This is a genomic window from Bacillus silvicola (assembly GCF_050524305.1).
GTDB lineage: Bacteria > Bacillota > Bacilli > Bacillales > Bacillaceae_G > Bacillus_A > Bacillus_A cereus_AT.
Genome location: NZ_JBNGVC010000002.1, coordinates 297,106 through 311,078, shown reverse-complemented (window position 1 = coordinate 311,078; position 13,973 = coordinate 297,106). Strand labels below are relative to the sequence as shown.

The window sequence follows — 13,973 nt, the reverse complement described above, 5'->3', positions numbered from 1 at the left end:
TTGTCCCCTTCTATTTATAGATATTACGATACAATAACAAAAACCCATCACTGCATTCGTATGTATAGTGATGGGCTCTACCTATTTTTTTATGTTTAAAAAAATGGACAATCTAACTGATCAACAGATTCCCACGATTTTTTTTTTACATTTTCGGTGGATTTACTAGTTTCTAATGGTACGTTTTTAAATGGATTCATTTCAACTTTTAATAGAGATGATGGTTCTACATATAAAGAAAAAACATGGCTACTTGGCAAGGTTTTTGATACATCAATATCTCCTACTTGTTTAAATAATTGCTGGGCTGCAAAGAAAAAGAAATTAGTTGGATTAGATTGTTTATTAAGCCAAGCAATCATTTCAGGCGATACTGATTTATTAATATTAATTTTCACTCGATCACCACGTTTATATCGCCTAGATCGCATACTTCCACCAACTAACTTATCGTTAAGTTTGTAAACCCTAACTCTTTTTGCTTATGCTCTCTATATTTTGGCGAGCATGTGTATACTAATAACCCACGAGCATTTGTAAATAACGGGTTATCTACAAAAATCACATTTTTCAAGCGTCCTTTTTGTTTTAAAATCATTTTCAAGCTATTTTTAATAATAACTGCGCCCCCACCGTAAATAAATACATATGGATCGTCTTTCATATCATCAATTTTGTTAATAATATCTGTTGCGACACGTGCAGCTAAACCTAAAAACGCTGGTTGCGATTCCTCAACTAACAATGCATTTCTCGGGTGTTTTTCATTTAAATAAATTTGGTTAAATTCTGTAATACTATCAATTGTTTTCGTTGGATATTTCCGATTCCATCTTGTAATAATTTGTAGTAACGTTTCTTTTACACCGTACGATAACCCTTTACTTAATTGCGGACGGAAATTTACCCCTAACGAAACAACTTCTTCGGTTGTCCCCGCGCCAATATCAAAAGATAATAATGTTTTATCAACAAAATCAATTTCTGAAACTTGATTTTGTTCACATTCTATTTTATGTTTCACAACATTTCCTTCTTCATCATATACAATGCCCCACGTCCCAGAAGCGCCTTCAGGTAGGCATTTACAAAACTCAATAGAAACATTAATCGTAACATCCCGTCCGTTCGGATAATGGAAAACAACCTTATGATTTCCCATATAACGTTTTGCATTTTCAGCAGCGATTTCCTGTGTAATAAGCTGCATAGGAAGAGCGACAGATAAATCATAACGAATATTAATATGACTTGAAGTTGGACTTTGACGCATTGCACTTATCGCTAAACCAGAAAGGATTGTAATAACCATTAATTCATCCGTTGATTTATTTGATTTCTTCTCCACTTCAGTACCTTTTAATTGATCCTGAATCACTTTTTCTCCAACGATGTATCGTACATTATTTAACATTAGCGATGGAGAACTAATGGTCACGTCAATGTGATTCTCTAATTCTGATAATGAGACATCTCCCTCATCTAACAGTCCTGTAGGCTCTCCTATATATAAAGAATAAATACTCGGGATAAAAATAGGGTCCTGCCCTTTCACCATTAACTTCAAACCGTTATTTCCTGCATCTGCACCAGCTTTTAAAAGAATAGACATAACTACCCCCTAATTTAATCTGACATCCCTTCCAAATATATGCGAGCCCACACTTTTACATTCAAATGTTATTTAATTTTTTATTTATCCAAAAACAAAACATCATAAACATTCACTTCATATGTAAAAAATATTTGACATGAAACTTTTCCGATTTTATACTATGGATGTAAAGAGTTTTTTACAAAGGTGGAGGTGCAATTATATATTGAATACTAAAAAAACTATTTTTGTAATCATAATTTTTTCTTTAATCGCTATACTTGGACATGGCACATATAAATACATAACTGAAGGTTCAATTTTGGGCGGGACTATTTTCGCTGCCTCTTTAATACTTAGTAAATTAATTAATCATATTACATGGGGAGATCCAAACGGAGTATCGGAAGAAAGTCAAGATGAGATGGGACAACAAATTACATATAAAAGCTTTAAAATTTCTTATTTTGTACTTATGTGTATGATGTTTCTTATTTTAATATTTTCAGAAGGATTTTCATCCCTATTACTCGATGAAATAAAGAACCTTCCTCTATTTATAGCACTTTGTTCTTCCTTCTTTATTTATCCTATCATTGAACTCATTGTCGCAAAACAATATAAATAAAAAAGTGGTTTTCTGTAAATAGAAAACCACTTTTTTAATACATATCTTCCGCTATTGCTTTTAACTTATTCACAGTCCGCCAATTCCTTACTGTAGCTGGCCTATGTAATTTTTGAAACTGGTTCATTAGTTTAGAATTCCGAATGCTTTTTTTGAAAAACAAATACACTACTCCTCCTTCAATATGGCAATCTTCTATTTCACTTTTAATCGTAAGCAACTGATTACTGTCTTCTTCAGAAAGTGGATTAACTAAAAAGGCAACATGTATGCTTTCTCCTTCTAACAATAAATCGGCTTCATAAGGGCACGTTTTTATAATATTTATAAATTCATCTTTTGTTCTTAACATGACTGGCACATCGAAATCAAAAACATTTTTAATTTCACATTCAATTCGTTCCTTTAAAAAACTTATCCCTTCTTCTGACTCAAACACTACATTTCCACTTTGAATATATGTTTTCACTTTTTTTAACCCTATTGATTCAAAGACTTTTTTCAAATCCAACATTTTGATTACTTTATGTCCACCTACATTAATTCCTCGTAGTAGTGCAATATAAATTGTCATAACAACACACCTCACATTTTAACAGTCCTAAAAATCGGATATATTTACATCTTCATATTCCTCGGATATTTGCATTGATTTTTCTAACATATCACGTAATAAAAAAACTTACTACATGATTTTCTTCAAGAGTAAGCTTTGTTATCTTATTATGTCGTTATAGGTAAATGTAATATGAATTGTTGTCCGATTGGTCCCATTCTTCTAAACCCTTTATCTTGAAATCCAACTTTCTCATATAACTTTTGTGCCGGAATATTTTTTTCATTTACAGCAAGAATTACTTCATTTATTATTGGATAATAATTTATTACAAAGTCTTGTAATAACGCCAATGATTTTTTAGCATATCCTCTCCTTTGTTTATTGTGATTAACAGAAAAAGAAGTTTAAAGTATGGCATCTTTATTTTCTGTAAACTCCTGTACTCTGTCACCCGTTTGTAATGCAAAAACACCGACAGGTACTCCGCTAAAGTCCAAAATAACAACTACATTTTTAGTTCGATCATTTTTCGCTTTCTCCAGTAATTCACCTGGATTCGCTGTGAATCGTACTTGTTCACTTGGTAAACTAAATGATTCTATTCTCTCTTTATACTGCTCCTTATACGGAACTAATTGTATTTCCCCTGTATGTATGTTCATGCTTAACTCTCCCATTTTTTATCAAATTAACTTAAACCTTGCTGTGTTTTAGACTGCACTTTTCCATCCAAAAATGTTATTTCAGCAAATGATTTTGGATTGATTCCTTTCCAAGCAAAAATTTGTTTAATTTGTGTAGAATGTTCTACCCCTTCTTCTATGAGTAAATCCCCTTCAAAACCGATTAATTCTTTCACTTCTAAATAAGTCATTCCTTCATTAATATTTGAGAAATGATTTATATTAATAGACTCTTGCTTTTTATTTTCCGTTATTGTAGAAGACGTAGCCGTTTTCTTCTTCACTTCTTTCTTCTGATCACACGCTGTCATACTGAAACATATGCATAAACTACCTAATATGAATGCGCTTTTTTTCATCATAACGGTTGTCCCTCCCCTCATTATTAAACCATATATTCCTTTGAAAATAAACTGAATATTAAATCTTACAGAAAAATCCCGTACAATTTAGTACGGGATTTTCACTATTTTTTCAAATGGTTATTTGACTGATCTTCTTGTTCTTTTCGTAGTTCTTGTTCTTCATCTTTTGGTAATTGTTTATCATTATCTTTAATTGGATTCGTTTCTCTATTTTCAATCATATCATTTGGAACTTGTGGCATTACTCGGCCAACAATTGCTGCTAATTCATCAAGTATACCCTCACCAGTTTTACCATTCTTAATTTGCTTTCCTATTTGTTTTAATCTTTCATACGTATCAACATCTGCTACAACGACTGCATTAGCACCATTGGGATCATTCTTCAAACTTTCTGCAACAGAATACTTAATTGACTCCACACGAGTTCGATCAAGTTTCGCTTTTACATCAATACCTACAACAGCATATTTCCCAACTACTACTGCTGTCGCATCGTTTACACCAGGTATACTTGCAGCTAAAGATGCTAAATGATCAGCAGCTTTTTCGTTTGGCTTATTTGATTTATTCGTATACGTAACATTTTTCATCGAAACATTTTTTTGTTCTGGCTTTTCATTAGGATTGTCTTTTTTCCCAATACTACATCCAGTAATAACGAAACAAAGCATTAACATATATATAATGATTTTCATTATTTTCACCACTTTATCATTGATGTTTAATCATAAATTTTTTCAACAGCTTGCATCTTCTTCACTTTTTCTTCTGCTCCATTATTTGCGTTAATGAAAATTTGGTACGTATCTTTCCCTAAAGTACCAATAAATTCATAACAAAGTACTTCATTATGCAAGTCATTTACTACTACAGCTTTACGTTCTTCCATAACTTTTACATCAGGGTTAATTTTCTTTCTCGCCTCAGCAGCAGTTAGTTTCGCACTCGGAATTGTTCGTTTTTGATGCGATGCTAAATATTCCTTTGCGGAAAAACCAACAATCGACCCATCATCTAAAGCAATTTTCATTTGGATTGCTTCTGGATAAATACGCATTCCATTTTCATTTACAACGTACGTAAACACACCGATATTATCATATTGAGAGCTATCAAACAGCTCCATATTTGTAAACTTATGATCCTTTAAAAATGCCAATCCTTTACTTCCTGCATCATTTAAACTAATTTTTTGCTCTTTAATTTCTCGGTTATTCATTACCCAAATTGGATATCCACCTTTTCCGGTAATATCCATATAATACTCATTGTTCGTTGCTGGATCTTGAATTTTCACACTGTAGAATGATTCTTTTGCACCTTTTCCACTTTTCTCGACTTCTACTTTTTCATTCCCTTTTAAGTTTAAAAATGATTTCGCGATTTTTTCCGCTTCCTCTTTTGAAATAGCCTTTCCTTCTGCTTCAAATCCACCTTTTTTATTCTTTTGTGCACTTGTAAAAGTCGGTCCGAAGTTTGTAGAAGAGTATGACGTTACATTCTTCTCAACTGTTTTTAATCCATCAATAATTGTGTTATCTGCTGGATCTCGATTTGAAGCAAGTGCCATCTCTACGTCCATCCAGCGTAAATTGTTTTTCAACACCAGATGCTGCACTTTTCTCAGTTCATCTTGTATATTTCCTGCATTTGAATATAAACCTTGTAACGTTTTATATTCTTGATCATTTAACGGTTCTTTTTCTAAATCACGAACCGCTGCACGATAACTAAAATCACCGATATTCGCTAAAAATTCTTCCGTTTTATTAAACGGCATTAATGTTAATGGTAGTTGCCCTACATCTGAACGGGCTTCGGATGTTAAACGCCAAACATCTGCTAATGCTGGTGATAAAGATGAACGTGAATTCATCGCAAGCGTTGTTCCGATTTTATCGTGTAATAGGTCAACCTCATACGCTAAATCATGAAACGCACGCTGATAACTATTTTCCGCTCTAATTAATACCGCATTCTTCTCTTGATGCTCTTTATAGCCCCAATATCCTGTTCCGACTACACCTACTGTTAATAGTACAATGATAATACCTCGTAACATGTTTCCACCTCCGCTCTATTTACAGAAAATATGTTTACCGATTTTTTTAATTTGTGGACGAGTCCAAATCCATTTACTTGTCGCAGTATCTGGATTGAAATAATACAGTGCATTCCCTGTTGGATCCCATCCATTAATCGCATCTAATACAGCCTTTTTCGCTGTTTCATTTGGAGTTAAATAGATTTGTCCATCCGCTACTGCTGTAAAGGCTCTCGGTTCAAAGATTACACCGGAAACAGTATTCGGAAACGATGCGCTTGTGACACGATTTAAAATAACCGCAGCCACTGCTACTTGTCCTAAATATGGCTCACCACGTGACTCTCCGTATACAGCGTTTGCCATTAGCTGAATGTCATTTTGAGAATAACCGTTTGGAACATTTGTCCCTTTACTTTGTGGGGGTTTATTTTCTTGTGCAGTACCACCGCTATTCCCTTTATTAGTTGTAGTACCTTTATTAGCAGTCGACTTATCATACTTTGTTGCCTTAACAAGCATTTGCTTCGTTTTAGCCCCCGCTAAACCATCAATCGGCAATCCGAATTTTTGCTGAAAATTTCGAAGCGCCCAATATGTACCCCAGCCGAAAACACCATCTACTTTTCCTGTATAAAATCCGTTATATTTCAAACGAGATTGCAATTCAATGACATCTTCTCCAGATGCACCTCTTTGAATCACTTGATTAGAAAAGGCTTCTACATTTTTTATTTGCATACTACTTACGATTAAAGATAAGCCAATAAAAGTAAGTAAAGCTGCTACCTTCAAAAAACCTTTTTGACGCATATGTTTCCCTCCTTAATTACAGAATGAATTCATGGTTATGTTTTGTAAATGTGAAGCTTTTATGTAAAGAAGACAAAAAAAGACAAGCTTATACGCTTGAAGATATATGCACACAATATAAAAAAGAATAAAAGGAGCTTATTATGAAGAGACTTTTCACACGTACTGCATTTATAATCTTTTTAATAACAACTTGTTCAAATATATATACTGGCCCATCTATAGTTCACGCACAACCACCCTATGCAAAATGGGGTAAACTAGCCGTTGAAAAAACGAAAGAACTATATCCGAAAGCTGAGATTATCGATTATCTTCATATAGGTAGAAAACCAAAAACTGTTCAAATAACAGTTGAAAAATTTAAATTGTGGCTGCGTGAAGATGGAAAAGAGTATGGTGTTTTTGTAGATGTAGAGTTTGATACGAAAACAGAGAAATTTTTAAAGATGTCCTTTCAGAAGACAAGTCGGTAAAGTAAAACTTTAATCAATATGGGGTCCTATCCATAGCTGTTTATGGCCTACACCCATCAGATTTTCAAAAGTTAAATCAAAAAAACCTCCGTCTTTACTTACTGACAGAGGTTTCTTTATATACACATTCGAGATATGCTGGTATTTCATTTTCTTGTATACTAGCAATTTCGCTAAAGGATTTTCCGTTTTCTAATAAAGTCCGAACAATCTCCCATCCAGCAAAGTATGCTTCTCTGTAATGATTAGTTGTACCTTTTCCGAAAGTAAATTTCATGGAGTATTCCGGAGAAGACTTATGTAAATACGGATAAATTCCCGTTAAAATTTTATTCCTTACATTTTGACACGAGGAAAACCAACCTTCGTTACGTTCAATATAATATTCATCAGTATGTTCTGGGACTATATATTTACCAACTTGAGTCGCTAATCCTTCTTGTAATACTGTAGAACCTATTGTACATTTCCAACTATTTGAAAAATCCGCTGTTTTAGCATGCACAATATGCGTTAATTCATGTGCTATCATAACACGAGATTCAGAAGTACCGTTTTCAATTGGTAAACATAAAGCGATTCCCCCATCATAAGTTGGGGCTACAAAAGGATTTTCATCAAAAGCACCTACAAAATATACTACCGTTATATTCATATTTTCTGTACAATTTAAAAGTTCTTTTACTTCTTTTAAATATGTCTTAATAATTTGCAGATTTGGTTCCCATTGTATTATGTATTCCATCTTTTCTTCGTATTTTGGCCAAGCGCTTCTCAAAAGCTCTTTCGCTAACTGACTTCCTTCTTCTCCAGGAGGGACAGCCGCAAAATTGTAGTGCGCCTTCCACTGTTCCCAACGTGTTTCTTCATCTATTGTATCTTAACTAGCAAGAGTATAAAACTCTAAAAACTTTGGTATCAAATTTAAAATTTCAATCTTATCCAACGGCAATCTCTCCTTTTCTTATTGCTTAATTCGCCCTATATAATACAACCCCTTCCAAAAAGAAATCCCCCTTTAATAAGGAGGATTTCTTTTCAACTTTAAAGTTCGATTTCCTAACATTTTTACTAAGACACAAATAGCCCCAATAACAACAGCTATCCCTATACTATATAAGAATACTCTACCATATCCACCTATTCTCGGATCGAGAAATGGATATGGGTACCAATTAACATATGGACCTCGTATTAAACTATATAAAACATATAAAAGCGGGAAAATAAGCCAACTCGCAGCCTGTTTCCATGTAATGGTCTTTGAAGGTGGATTTATAACCCAATCTAAAATCATTGCTAATGGCATGATGTAATGAAGCACAGTATTTACCCACGGTATCGGTGTTTGAAGTGACTCTTCTAATCCCCTTAATAACAAAAAATAAATAAGTCCCGTTGTCAGTATGTATACTGTAGCTGCGCCGCGAAGAACTCCAAACTGCTCGGAACGTCCAAATAAAGCTGTCCCCAAACTACTTAATAGAAGAATTACCGCCACTAAAATATTGCTTTCAATTGTGAAGTAACTAAAAAAATTAACTGGATTGAACGGTTTCACTTGTGCCCTTGTAACAAATTGTGTAATAAGTGCACTAAACGCTAGAAGACTTAAAGAAAGTCTATAAATTGCTATCATTTTTGCACTTCTCATAACATACCTCCTTCCGCTTCTTATTTATGATTGGCATTCTCTTTTATATGCTCTATAAATAACTTTAATGGTACGAGACCACGTTTAGGCATGTGACTACTAATTACAGCTACGAGCTCTAACTGCGGAATGATAATAATGTATTGCCCTCCGTATCCCATAGCAAAGTACATACAATACGGTATGTGAAATCTTTCGTCATTTAATACCCACCAGTGATACCCATATGCCCCGACATGTTCATACGTTTCAAATAGAGCTGTACTTGATTGCTCTAACCATTTCGATGATACAATTTCATTTCCCTTCCAATATCCATTCTGCAAACATAATTTTCCAAACTTTAATAAATCTATAGATTTCATTTTCATACCGAATCCGCCGACATATGTACCTTGCGGGTCTTGTTGCCACTCATATTCCGTAATGTCTAACGGCTCAAATAAATATTTTTTGGCAAACTGCTCTGTCGACATACCAGTTGCTTCTTGGATAATATAACTAAGTAAATGTGAAGAGCCTGAATTATAATTCATTTTCGTACCCATATCTTCAATGAGCGGCTTTTCTAAAATATATTGCACCCAGTTTTTTGATTCTACAAAGTCATTTGGGAAAACGACCCCATTCCCAAACTCTTTCCAATCTTCTCCCGTTGTCATCGTTAATAAATGATAAAGCGTTAAATCCCTTTTTTCCTCTGATACATTTGAAATCCATGCTGTGATTGGTGTATGTATATCATTTATACATCCTTTATCAATTGCTATGCCAATTAAAATGGATACGATACTTTTGGTAATCGAATTAATTTTAAATAACTCATTTGCACAGTCTATCGTTTTATAGTACTCGGTCGTTGCTTCCCCCTTTTGATAAACAAGAAATGTATTCACTTTTTTCTTTTCAAATTTATTTTGTAATTGCTCGAAATTCAAGAAATCTTCCTCCATCTAAATGATTATGTAATATTTGTAGTTCATCTCGTTCTCTCTATTAAATCATATTTGTTTTTAAAACAAAAAAATAAACTTGCCAGCATTTAATAGCTGACAAGTTTATTTTTATAATTTCGTTCGAACGTTCCAAAGCTCTGGGAAGAAGCATTGATCAAGCACTCGCTTTAAATAAGATACGCCAGAAGAGCCGCCTGTTCCCATTTTATGACCAATAATTCGTTCTACCGTTTTCATATGACGGAAACGCCATTGTTGTAGCCAGTCTTCAATATCAATTAATTTCTCTGCAAGCTGATATAAATCCCAATATTTCTGCACGTCCGCATACACTTCTATCCAAGCCGCTTCTACAGTTGCATCCTCTTCGTAAGGCTGTGTAATGTCACGATTTAACACATCTTTATGAATGGGGAAACCTTCTTTAACAAGCGCCTGTATCGCAACATCATACAAACTTGGTGCATGAAGTGCTTTATGAAGACGAGCATGTAATTCTGGATCTTTTTCATAAATCTTTAATGCATGTGGTGTTTTATAACCAAGTGCATACTCAATCATTCTATATTGATACGATTGGAAGCCTGAAGCTTGACCAAGTGAATCACGAAACTCAATATATTCTGATGGCGTTAATGTCGCAAGAATATCCCAAGATTGAATGATTTGTGACTGAATTTTTGATACGCGTGCTAACATTTTAAAAGCTGGTGGTAATTTATCTTGTTTAATAGATTCAATCGCCGCATTCAGTTCATGTAAAATTAATTTCATCCAAAGCTCACTCGCTTGATGGATGACGATAAATAACATTTCATCATGATGGTCTGATAATCTTTGTTGACTAGATAATAATCTATCTAGCTGTAAATACTCTCCGTACGTCATATTCTCCTTAAAATCCGTATGAATCCCTTTTTCCATAATTACCTTTTCATTTTCTTTCATATTAGCCAAACGCCCCTTTGTGTTCATTTCTACTTATATTGGTCTAATAACAGCTCGAACTGGACTCCCATCCGCATCTGTTAATGCAAGTGGTAATGCAATAAGTTCGTAATCGCCGTCTACTACGTGATCTAGTACGACATTTTCTAAAATGTGTATTCCATGTTTAAATAATTGATGATGCGCTGCTAGTTCTTTATCATCTAAAGGATCAACAGAAGGTACATCTACTCCAATTAAACGAATACCCTTACTTGAAAGAAATGGTGCAATATCAGCACGTAAATACGGGATTTCTTCTGGAAACTCTTGCGCTTTTCCATGTGAAGATGTACGTAACAATAGTCGCTCTACACCTTCTAAGTTAAAACTTTCTAATTCTTTTTTACCGATACTCTCCAGCCCTGAAACATCGATAACTCGTGCTGTACCTATAAATACATCTATATCTAAATCTAATACCTTCTTACCGTCATTATCAAAATGAAAAGGTGCATCAATATGAGTACCTGTATGAATGCTCATCGTTAACTTTCCGACATTTACTGAACCACTGTTTTCTTTTGACCATGAAACTTCATATGAAAAAGATGTATCCCCTGGCCACGTCGCGATATCATTATTTAACGGTTGCGAAATATCAATCCACTGCGATGTTTTCATGCTTACGCCACAACCTCTCGCTTATTTTCAAACTTTTTATATTCTTCGTCTTTCATAATGTTCTTTAAAATTTGTACAGAGTTCCATACTTCCTCATACGTATTGTATAAAGCAACAGGCGCAAGTCTAACTCCATTTGGAGCTCTAAAGTCAGGAATAACCCCATTTGCTTTTAACGCTTTACAAATACGTGCCGCCTCAGCATGTTCTAAATAAATATGCCCGCCTCGTTTTTCATCCTCTAATGGATTTCCAATTGTAAATTCAAAGCCTTTTAATTCATGTTCAATTAAATCAAGCATATATCTCGTAATATGTAATGATTTTTCACGTAACTTTTCAATGTCAGCTTCTTTAAAAATTTCAAGAGAACCGATTAATGGTGCAGTACTTAATACGTGAGGTGTCCCTATTTGATAAGCTCCAGCATGGTCAGCCGCAGTTAATGAATGCTCCATATCAAATTGCTTATCTTTTCTAGAACTAAACCAACCAGATAATCCTGGGAGTCTATTAAAGTGTTTATTATTTACATAAAGGCCTGCAACACCACCAGGACCTGCATTTAAATATTTATAATTACACCATATAGCGAAATCTACATCCCACTCTTTAAAATGATGCGGAATGGAGCCGATTGAATGACATAAGTCAAAACCGATATGAATACCACGCTTATGAGCTTCAGCTGTTAATCGCTTCATATCAAGAATTTGTCCACTCCTATATAGTACAGAAGGCAATAATAGTAAAGCGATATCATCGGTCATCGCATGAATAATATCATCTTCAGAAAGTGTTCTTCCATCTCGGCTTTTCACTCGTACTAAATGCTCATCTGGATCTAAGCCTTTTAAACGAATTTGACTCTGAAGTGCATAAATATCTGACGGAAAAGTTAATTCATCCGCAAGAATTTTTGTTCGTATTCCTTTTGGCTCATAAAAAGTCGCAATAACTTGATGTATATTCGCAGTCGTGGAACCGGTTACAATCGTTTCTTCCGGTAAAGCCCCAATAAGAGGTGCTGTCAATTCACCCAATTTCTCCGAAAGGAAAAACCACGGATGCTCACCTTCAGTCCATCCATCAATCCCAAACTCTTTCCATGAATCTAGCAAGGTAAGTAACGATTTCTCTGCTCTTTTTGAAAGTAACCCTAAAGAGTTACCATCTAAATATATTATTCCTTCTTTTTTATAAAATTCAGATTGAAAATCTTTCAGTTCATCATGTTTATCACATTCAAGCGCATACTCATAAGTTGGTTGAAATGGTTCTTTATACATGGTGTCACCTTCTTTTAATTTTCTTTTTATTCTAACTAATTGAAATATATCACTTAAATTGATATAACGTCAATGATATTATGTCAGTTGACTTTATATACGAACTTCTTTTACAATAAAATTATATTTTCAGATATTTCAGTATAAAGAGGTGATTCCTTGAAAAATTCTACTCTTTCAACAAGAAAACACCGCTCCTTAGAAACAAAAAAGAAACTATTACATTCCGGTTATACTATTTTTATAAAAAACGGATTTCAGAAAACTACAATCACGCAAATTATTAAACATGCAGAAACTGGTTATGGAACAGCATATGTATATTTTAAAAACAAAGATGCTCTCCTCATTATTTTGATGGAAGGTGTGATGAATCGCTTTTATGATATTGCAGATCGCTCCTTTTCCCCTCAAACAAAGTTAGAAGCATGTGATATGATTCAAAGTCAAGTTAGAGCATTCTTACAATTAGCGGAAGAAGAACGGGATATTTTGCAAGTTGTCGAAGAAGCAATAGGATTATCAAGAGAGATAAGTCAAAAATGGGATGAGATTCGTGAACGCTTTATAAAAAGTATTACACAGGATATTACTTACTCTCAAGAAGGTGGCTTGGCGCAGCCTGAATTAAATAAAGAGATTGTAGCACGTGGCTGGTTCGCGATGAATGAAACGTTTCTTTGGAAAATCGTACAAAATGATAAAGAGCTAAATTTAGAAGAAGTTGTACATACATTGACAGTGATGTATACGACAGGTCTATATAAATAGCACACCATTTATTCATAAGGTGTGCTATTTTACATCTATAAAAATATTTTATTGGGATACGGTAATGCTAGAGGTGGCTTTTCAGATAAAGGGAAATATTTTAGTTCTACAGATTCTCCATCAACTGCTTTTAACCCACCTCCGATAATTTCACACTCAAATACAACAACAATATACTCTACTTGATCCCCATTCGAATATGTATGACGAAACTCTTTCCCTCCAAATACCCCTTTTTCTTTTTTCACTTTTATTTTTAATCCTGTTTCTTCCCACACTTCTCTAACAACCGCTTCTTCTGGTGTTTCTCCTGGTTCGATTGCCCCTGCTGGCAAACTCCAGTGTTCTCCTCCAGGATATTGGAATAAGATTTCCCCCTGCTCGTTTTTAATAACAGCAGCTATACTCGGCATAAAAATAAGTTCAGATCCTAATTTTTCACGAAGTCTTTTATAATATAATGACATTGGCATTTGATTTTCTCCCCCCACAATAAATAACTGTATTTTCTAACAATTATTATATAA

Annotated in this window: 17 protein-coding genes and 1 pseudogene; 3 read left to right on the top strand and 15 right to left on the bottom strand. The window is 34.1% G+C overall.

Annotated elements, in window-relative coordinates; translation table 11 throughout:
* Window positions 1-95 precede the first annotated feature (95 nt).
* Together ACP6L7_RS08715 and ACP6L7_RS08710 are read right to left on the bottom strand one after the other, a co-directional pair.
* Window positions 96-431: a hypothetical protein gene (locus ACP6L7_RS08715; RefSeq protein ID WP_071746121.1), complete on the bottom strand. Its 336-nt coding sequence runs from the start codon at window positions 429-431 to the stop codon at window positions 96-98.
* Window positions 432-442: 11 nt separating this feature from the next.
* Window positions 443-1,612 (bottom strand): ParM/StbA family protein, encoded by a 1,170-nt coding sequence (locus ACP6L7_RS08710; RefSeq protein ID WP_071746122.1) that lies wholly within the window; start codon window positions 1,610-1,612, stop codon window positions 443-445.
* Between the two features lie 208 nt (window positions 1,613-1,820).
* On the opposite strand from ACP6L7_RS08710, the gene ACP6L7_RS08705 reads away from it, so the two are divergent.
* On the top strand, window positions 1,821-2,222 hold the full coding sequence (locus ACP6L7_RS08705) for a hypothetical protein (protein WP_097829348.1): 402 nt from the start codon (window positions 1,821-1,823) through the stop codon (window positions 2,220-2,222).
* Between the two features lie 34 nt (window positions 2,223-2,256).
* On the opposite strand, the gene ACP6L7_RS08700 is transcribed toward ACP6L7_RS08705, so the two are convergent.
* The 6 genes and pseudogenes from ACP6L7_RS08700 to sleB all read right to left on the bottom strand — a co-directional run bounded on the left by ACP6L7_RS08700 (window position 2,257) and on the right by sleB (window position 6,689).
* Window positions 2,257-2,796: a DUF1697 domain-containing protein gene (locus tag ACP6L7_RS08700; protein WP_097829349.1), complete on the bottom strand. Its 540-nt coding sequence runs from the start codon at window positions 2,794-2,796 to the stop codon at window positions 2,257-2,259.
* A 149-nt stretch (window positions 2,797-2,945) separates the two neighbouring features.
* Window positions 2,946-3,443 (bottom strand): annotated as a pseudogene (locus ACP6L7_RS08695) (GNAT family N-acetyltransferase).
* A 26-nt stretch (window positions 3,444-3,469) separates the two neighbouring features.
* Window positions 3,470-3,826, bottom strand: a complete 357-nt coding sequence (locus ACP6L7_RS08690) for a hypothetical protein (RefSeq protein ID WP_097829350.1) — start codon at window positions 3,824-3,826, stop codon at window positions 3,470-3,472.
* Window positions 3,827-3,930: 104 nt separating this feature from the next.
* The gene (locus ACP6L7_RS08685) at window positions 3,931-4,527 is read right to left on the bottom strand and encodes a YhcN/YlaJ family sporulation lipoprotein (protein WP_071746127.1); all 597 of its coding nucleotides are present in this window, start codon (window positions 4,525-4,527) and stop codon (window positions 3,931-3,933) included.
* Window positions 4,528-4,553: 26 nt separating this feature from the next.
* Window positions 4,554-5,894 carry a germination protein YpeB gene (ypeB, locus tag ACP6L7_RS08680; protein ID WP_071746128.1) on the bottom strand — a complete coding sequence of 447 codons (1,341 nt, stop codon included), beginning with the start codon at window positions 5,892-5,894 and terminating at the stop codon, window positions 4,554-4,556.
* Between the two features lie 15 nt (window positions 5,895-5,909).
* A complete protein-coding gene (sleB, locus tag ACP6L7_RS08675; protein ID WP_098361719.1) occupies window positions 5,910-6,689 on the bottom strand; it encodes a spore cortex-lytic enzyme in 780 nt (259 codons plus the stop codon).
* 143 nt (window positions 6,690-6,832) lie between these two features.
* Between sleB and ACP6L7_RS08670 the strand changes: the two genes are divergently transcribed.
* Window positions 6,833-7,165 (top strand): DUF3889 domain-containing protein, encoded by a 333-nt coding sequence (locus ACP6L7_RS08670; protein ID WP_097829352.1) that lies wholly within the window; start codon window positions 6,833-6,835, stop codon window positions 7,163-7,165.
* A 94-nt stretch (window positions 7,166-7,259) separates the two neighbouring features.
* Here ACP6L7_RS08670 and ACP6L7_RS08665 read toward each other — a convergent pair whose 3' ends face one another.
* The 6 genes from ACP6L7_RS08665 to kynU form a co-directional block, all read right to left on the bottom strand.
* Window positions 7,260-7,910, bottom strand: coding sequence for a DUF2268 domain-containing putative Zn-dependent protease (locus tag ACP6L7_RS08665; protein ID WP_141536798.1), 651 nt, complete (start codon window positions 7,908-7,910; stop codon window positions 7,260-7,262).
* Window positions 7,911-8,183: 273 nt separating this feature from the next.
* The gene (locus ACP6L7_RS08660) at window positions 8,184-8,819 is read right to left on the bottom strand and encodes a Pr6Pr family membrane protein (protein ID WP_097829354.1); all 636 of its coding nucleotides are present in this window, start codon (window positions 8,817-8,819) and stop codon (window positions 8,184-8,186) included.
* Between the two features lie 20 nt (window positions 8,820-8,839).
* Window positions 8,840-9,757, bottom strand: a complete 918-nt coding sequence (locus tag ACP6L7_RS08655; protein ID WP_097829355.1) for a serine hydrolase domain-containing protein — start codon at window positions 9,755-9,757, stop codon at window positions 8,840-8,842.
* A gap of 126 nt (window positions 9,758-9,883) precedes the next feature.
* Window positions 9,884-10,723, bottom strand: a complete 840-nt coding sequence (gene kynA, locus ACP6L7_RS08650) for a tryptophan 2,3-dioxygenase (RefSeq protein WP_097829356.1) — start codon at window positions 10,721-10,723, stop codon at window positions 9,884-9,886.
* 33 nt (window positions 10,724-10,756) lie between these two features.
* Complete coding sequence (kynB, locus tag ACP6L7_RS08645) at window positions 10,757-11,386, bottom strand: arylformamidase (RefSeq protein ID WP_097829357.1); 630 nt, start codon at window positions 11,384-11,386, stop codon at window positions 10,757-10,759.
* 2 nt (window positions 11,387-11,388) lie between these two features.
* The gene (gene kynU / locus ACP6L7_RS08640; RefSeq protein ID WP_097829358.1) at window positions 11,389-12,675 is read right to left on the bottom strand and encodes a kynureninase; all 1,287 of its coding nucleotides are present in this window, start codon (window positions 12,673-12,675) and stop codon (window positions 11,389-11,391) included.
* Window positions 12,676-12,834: 159 nt separating this feature from the next.
* On the opposite strand from kynU, the gene ACP6L7_RS08635 reads away from it, so the two are divergent.
* Window positions 12,835-13,446, top strand: coding sequence for a TetR/AcrR family transcriptional regulator (locus ACP6L7_RS08635; protein WP_097829359.1), 612 nt, complete (start codon window positions 12,835-12,837; stop codon window positions 13,444-13,446).
* Window positions 13,447-13,481: 35 nt separating this feature from the next.
* On the opposite strand, the gene ACP6L7_RS08630 is transcribed toward ACP6L7_RS08635, so the two are convergent.
* Complete coding sequence (locus ACP6L7_RS08630) at window positions 13,482-13,919, bottom strand: NUDIX hydrolase (protein ID WP_002147436.1); 438 nt, start codon at window positions 13,917-13,919, stop codon at window positions 13,482-13,484.
* Window positions 13,920-13,973 lie beyond the last annotated feature (54 nt).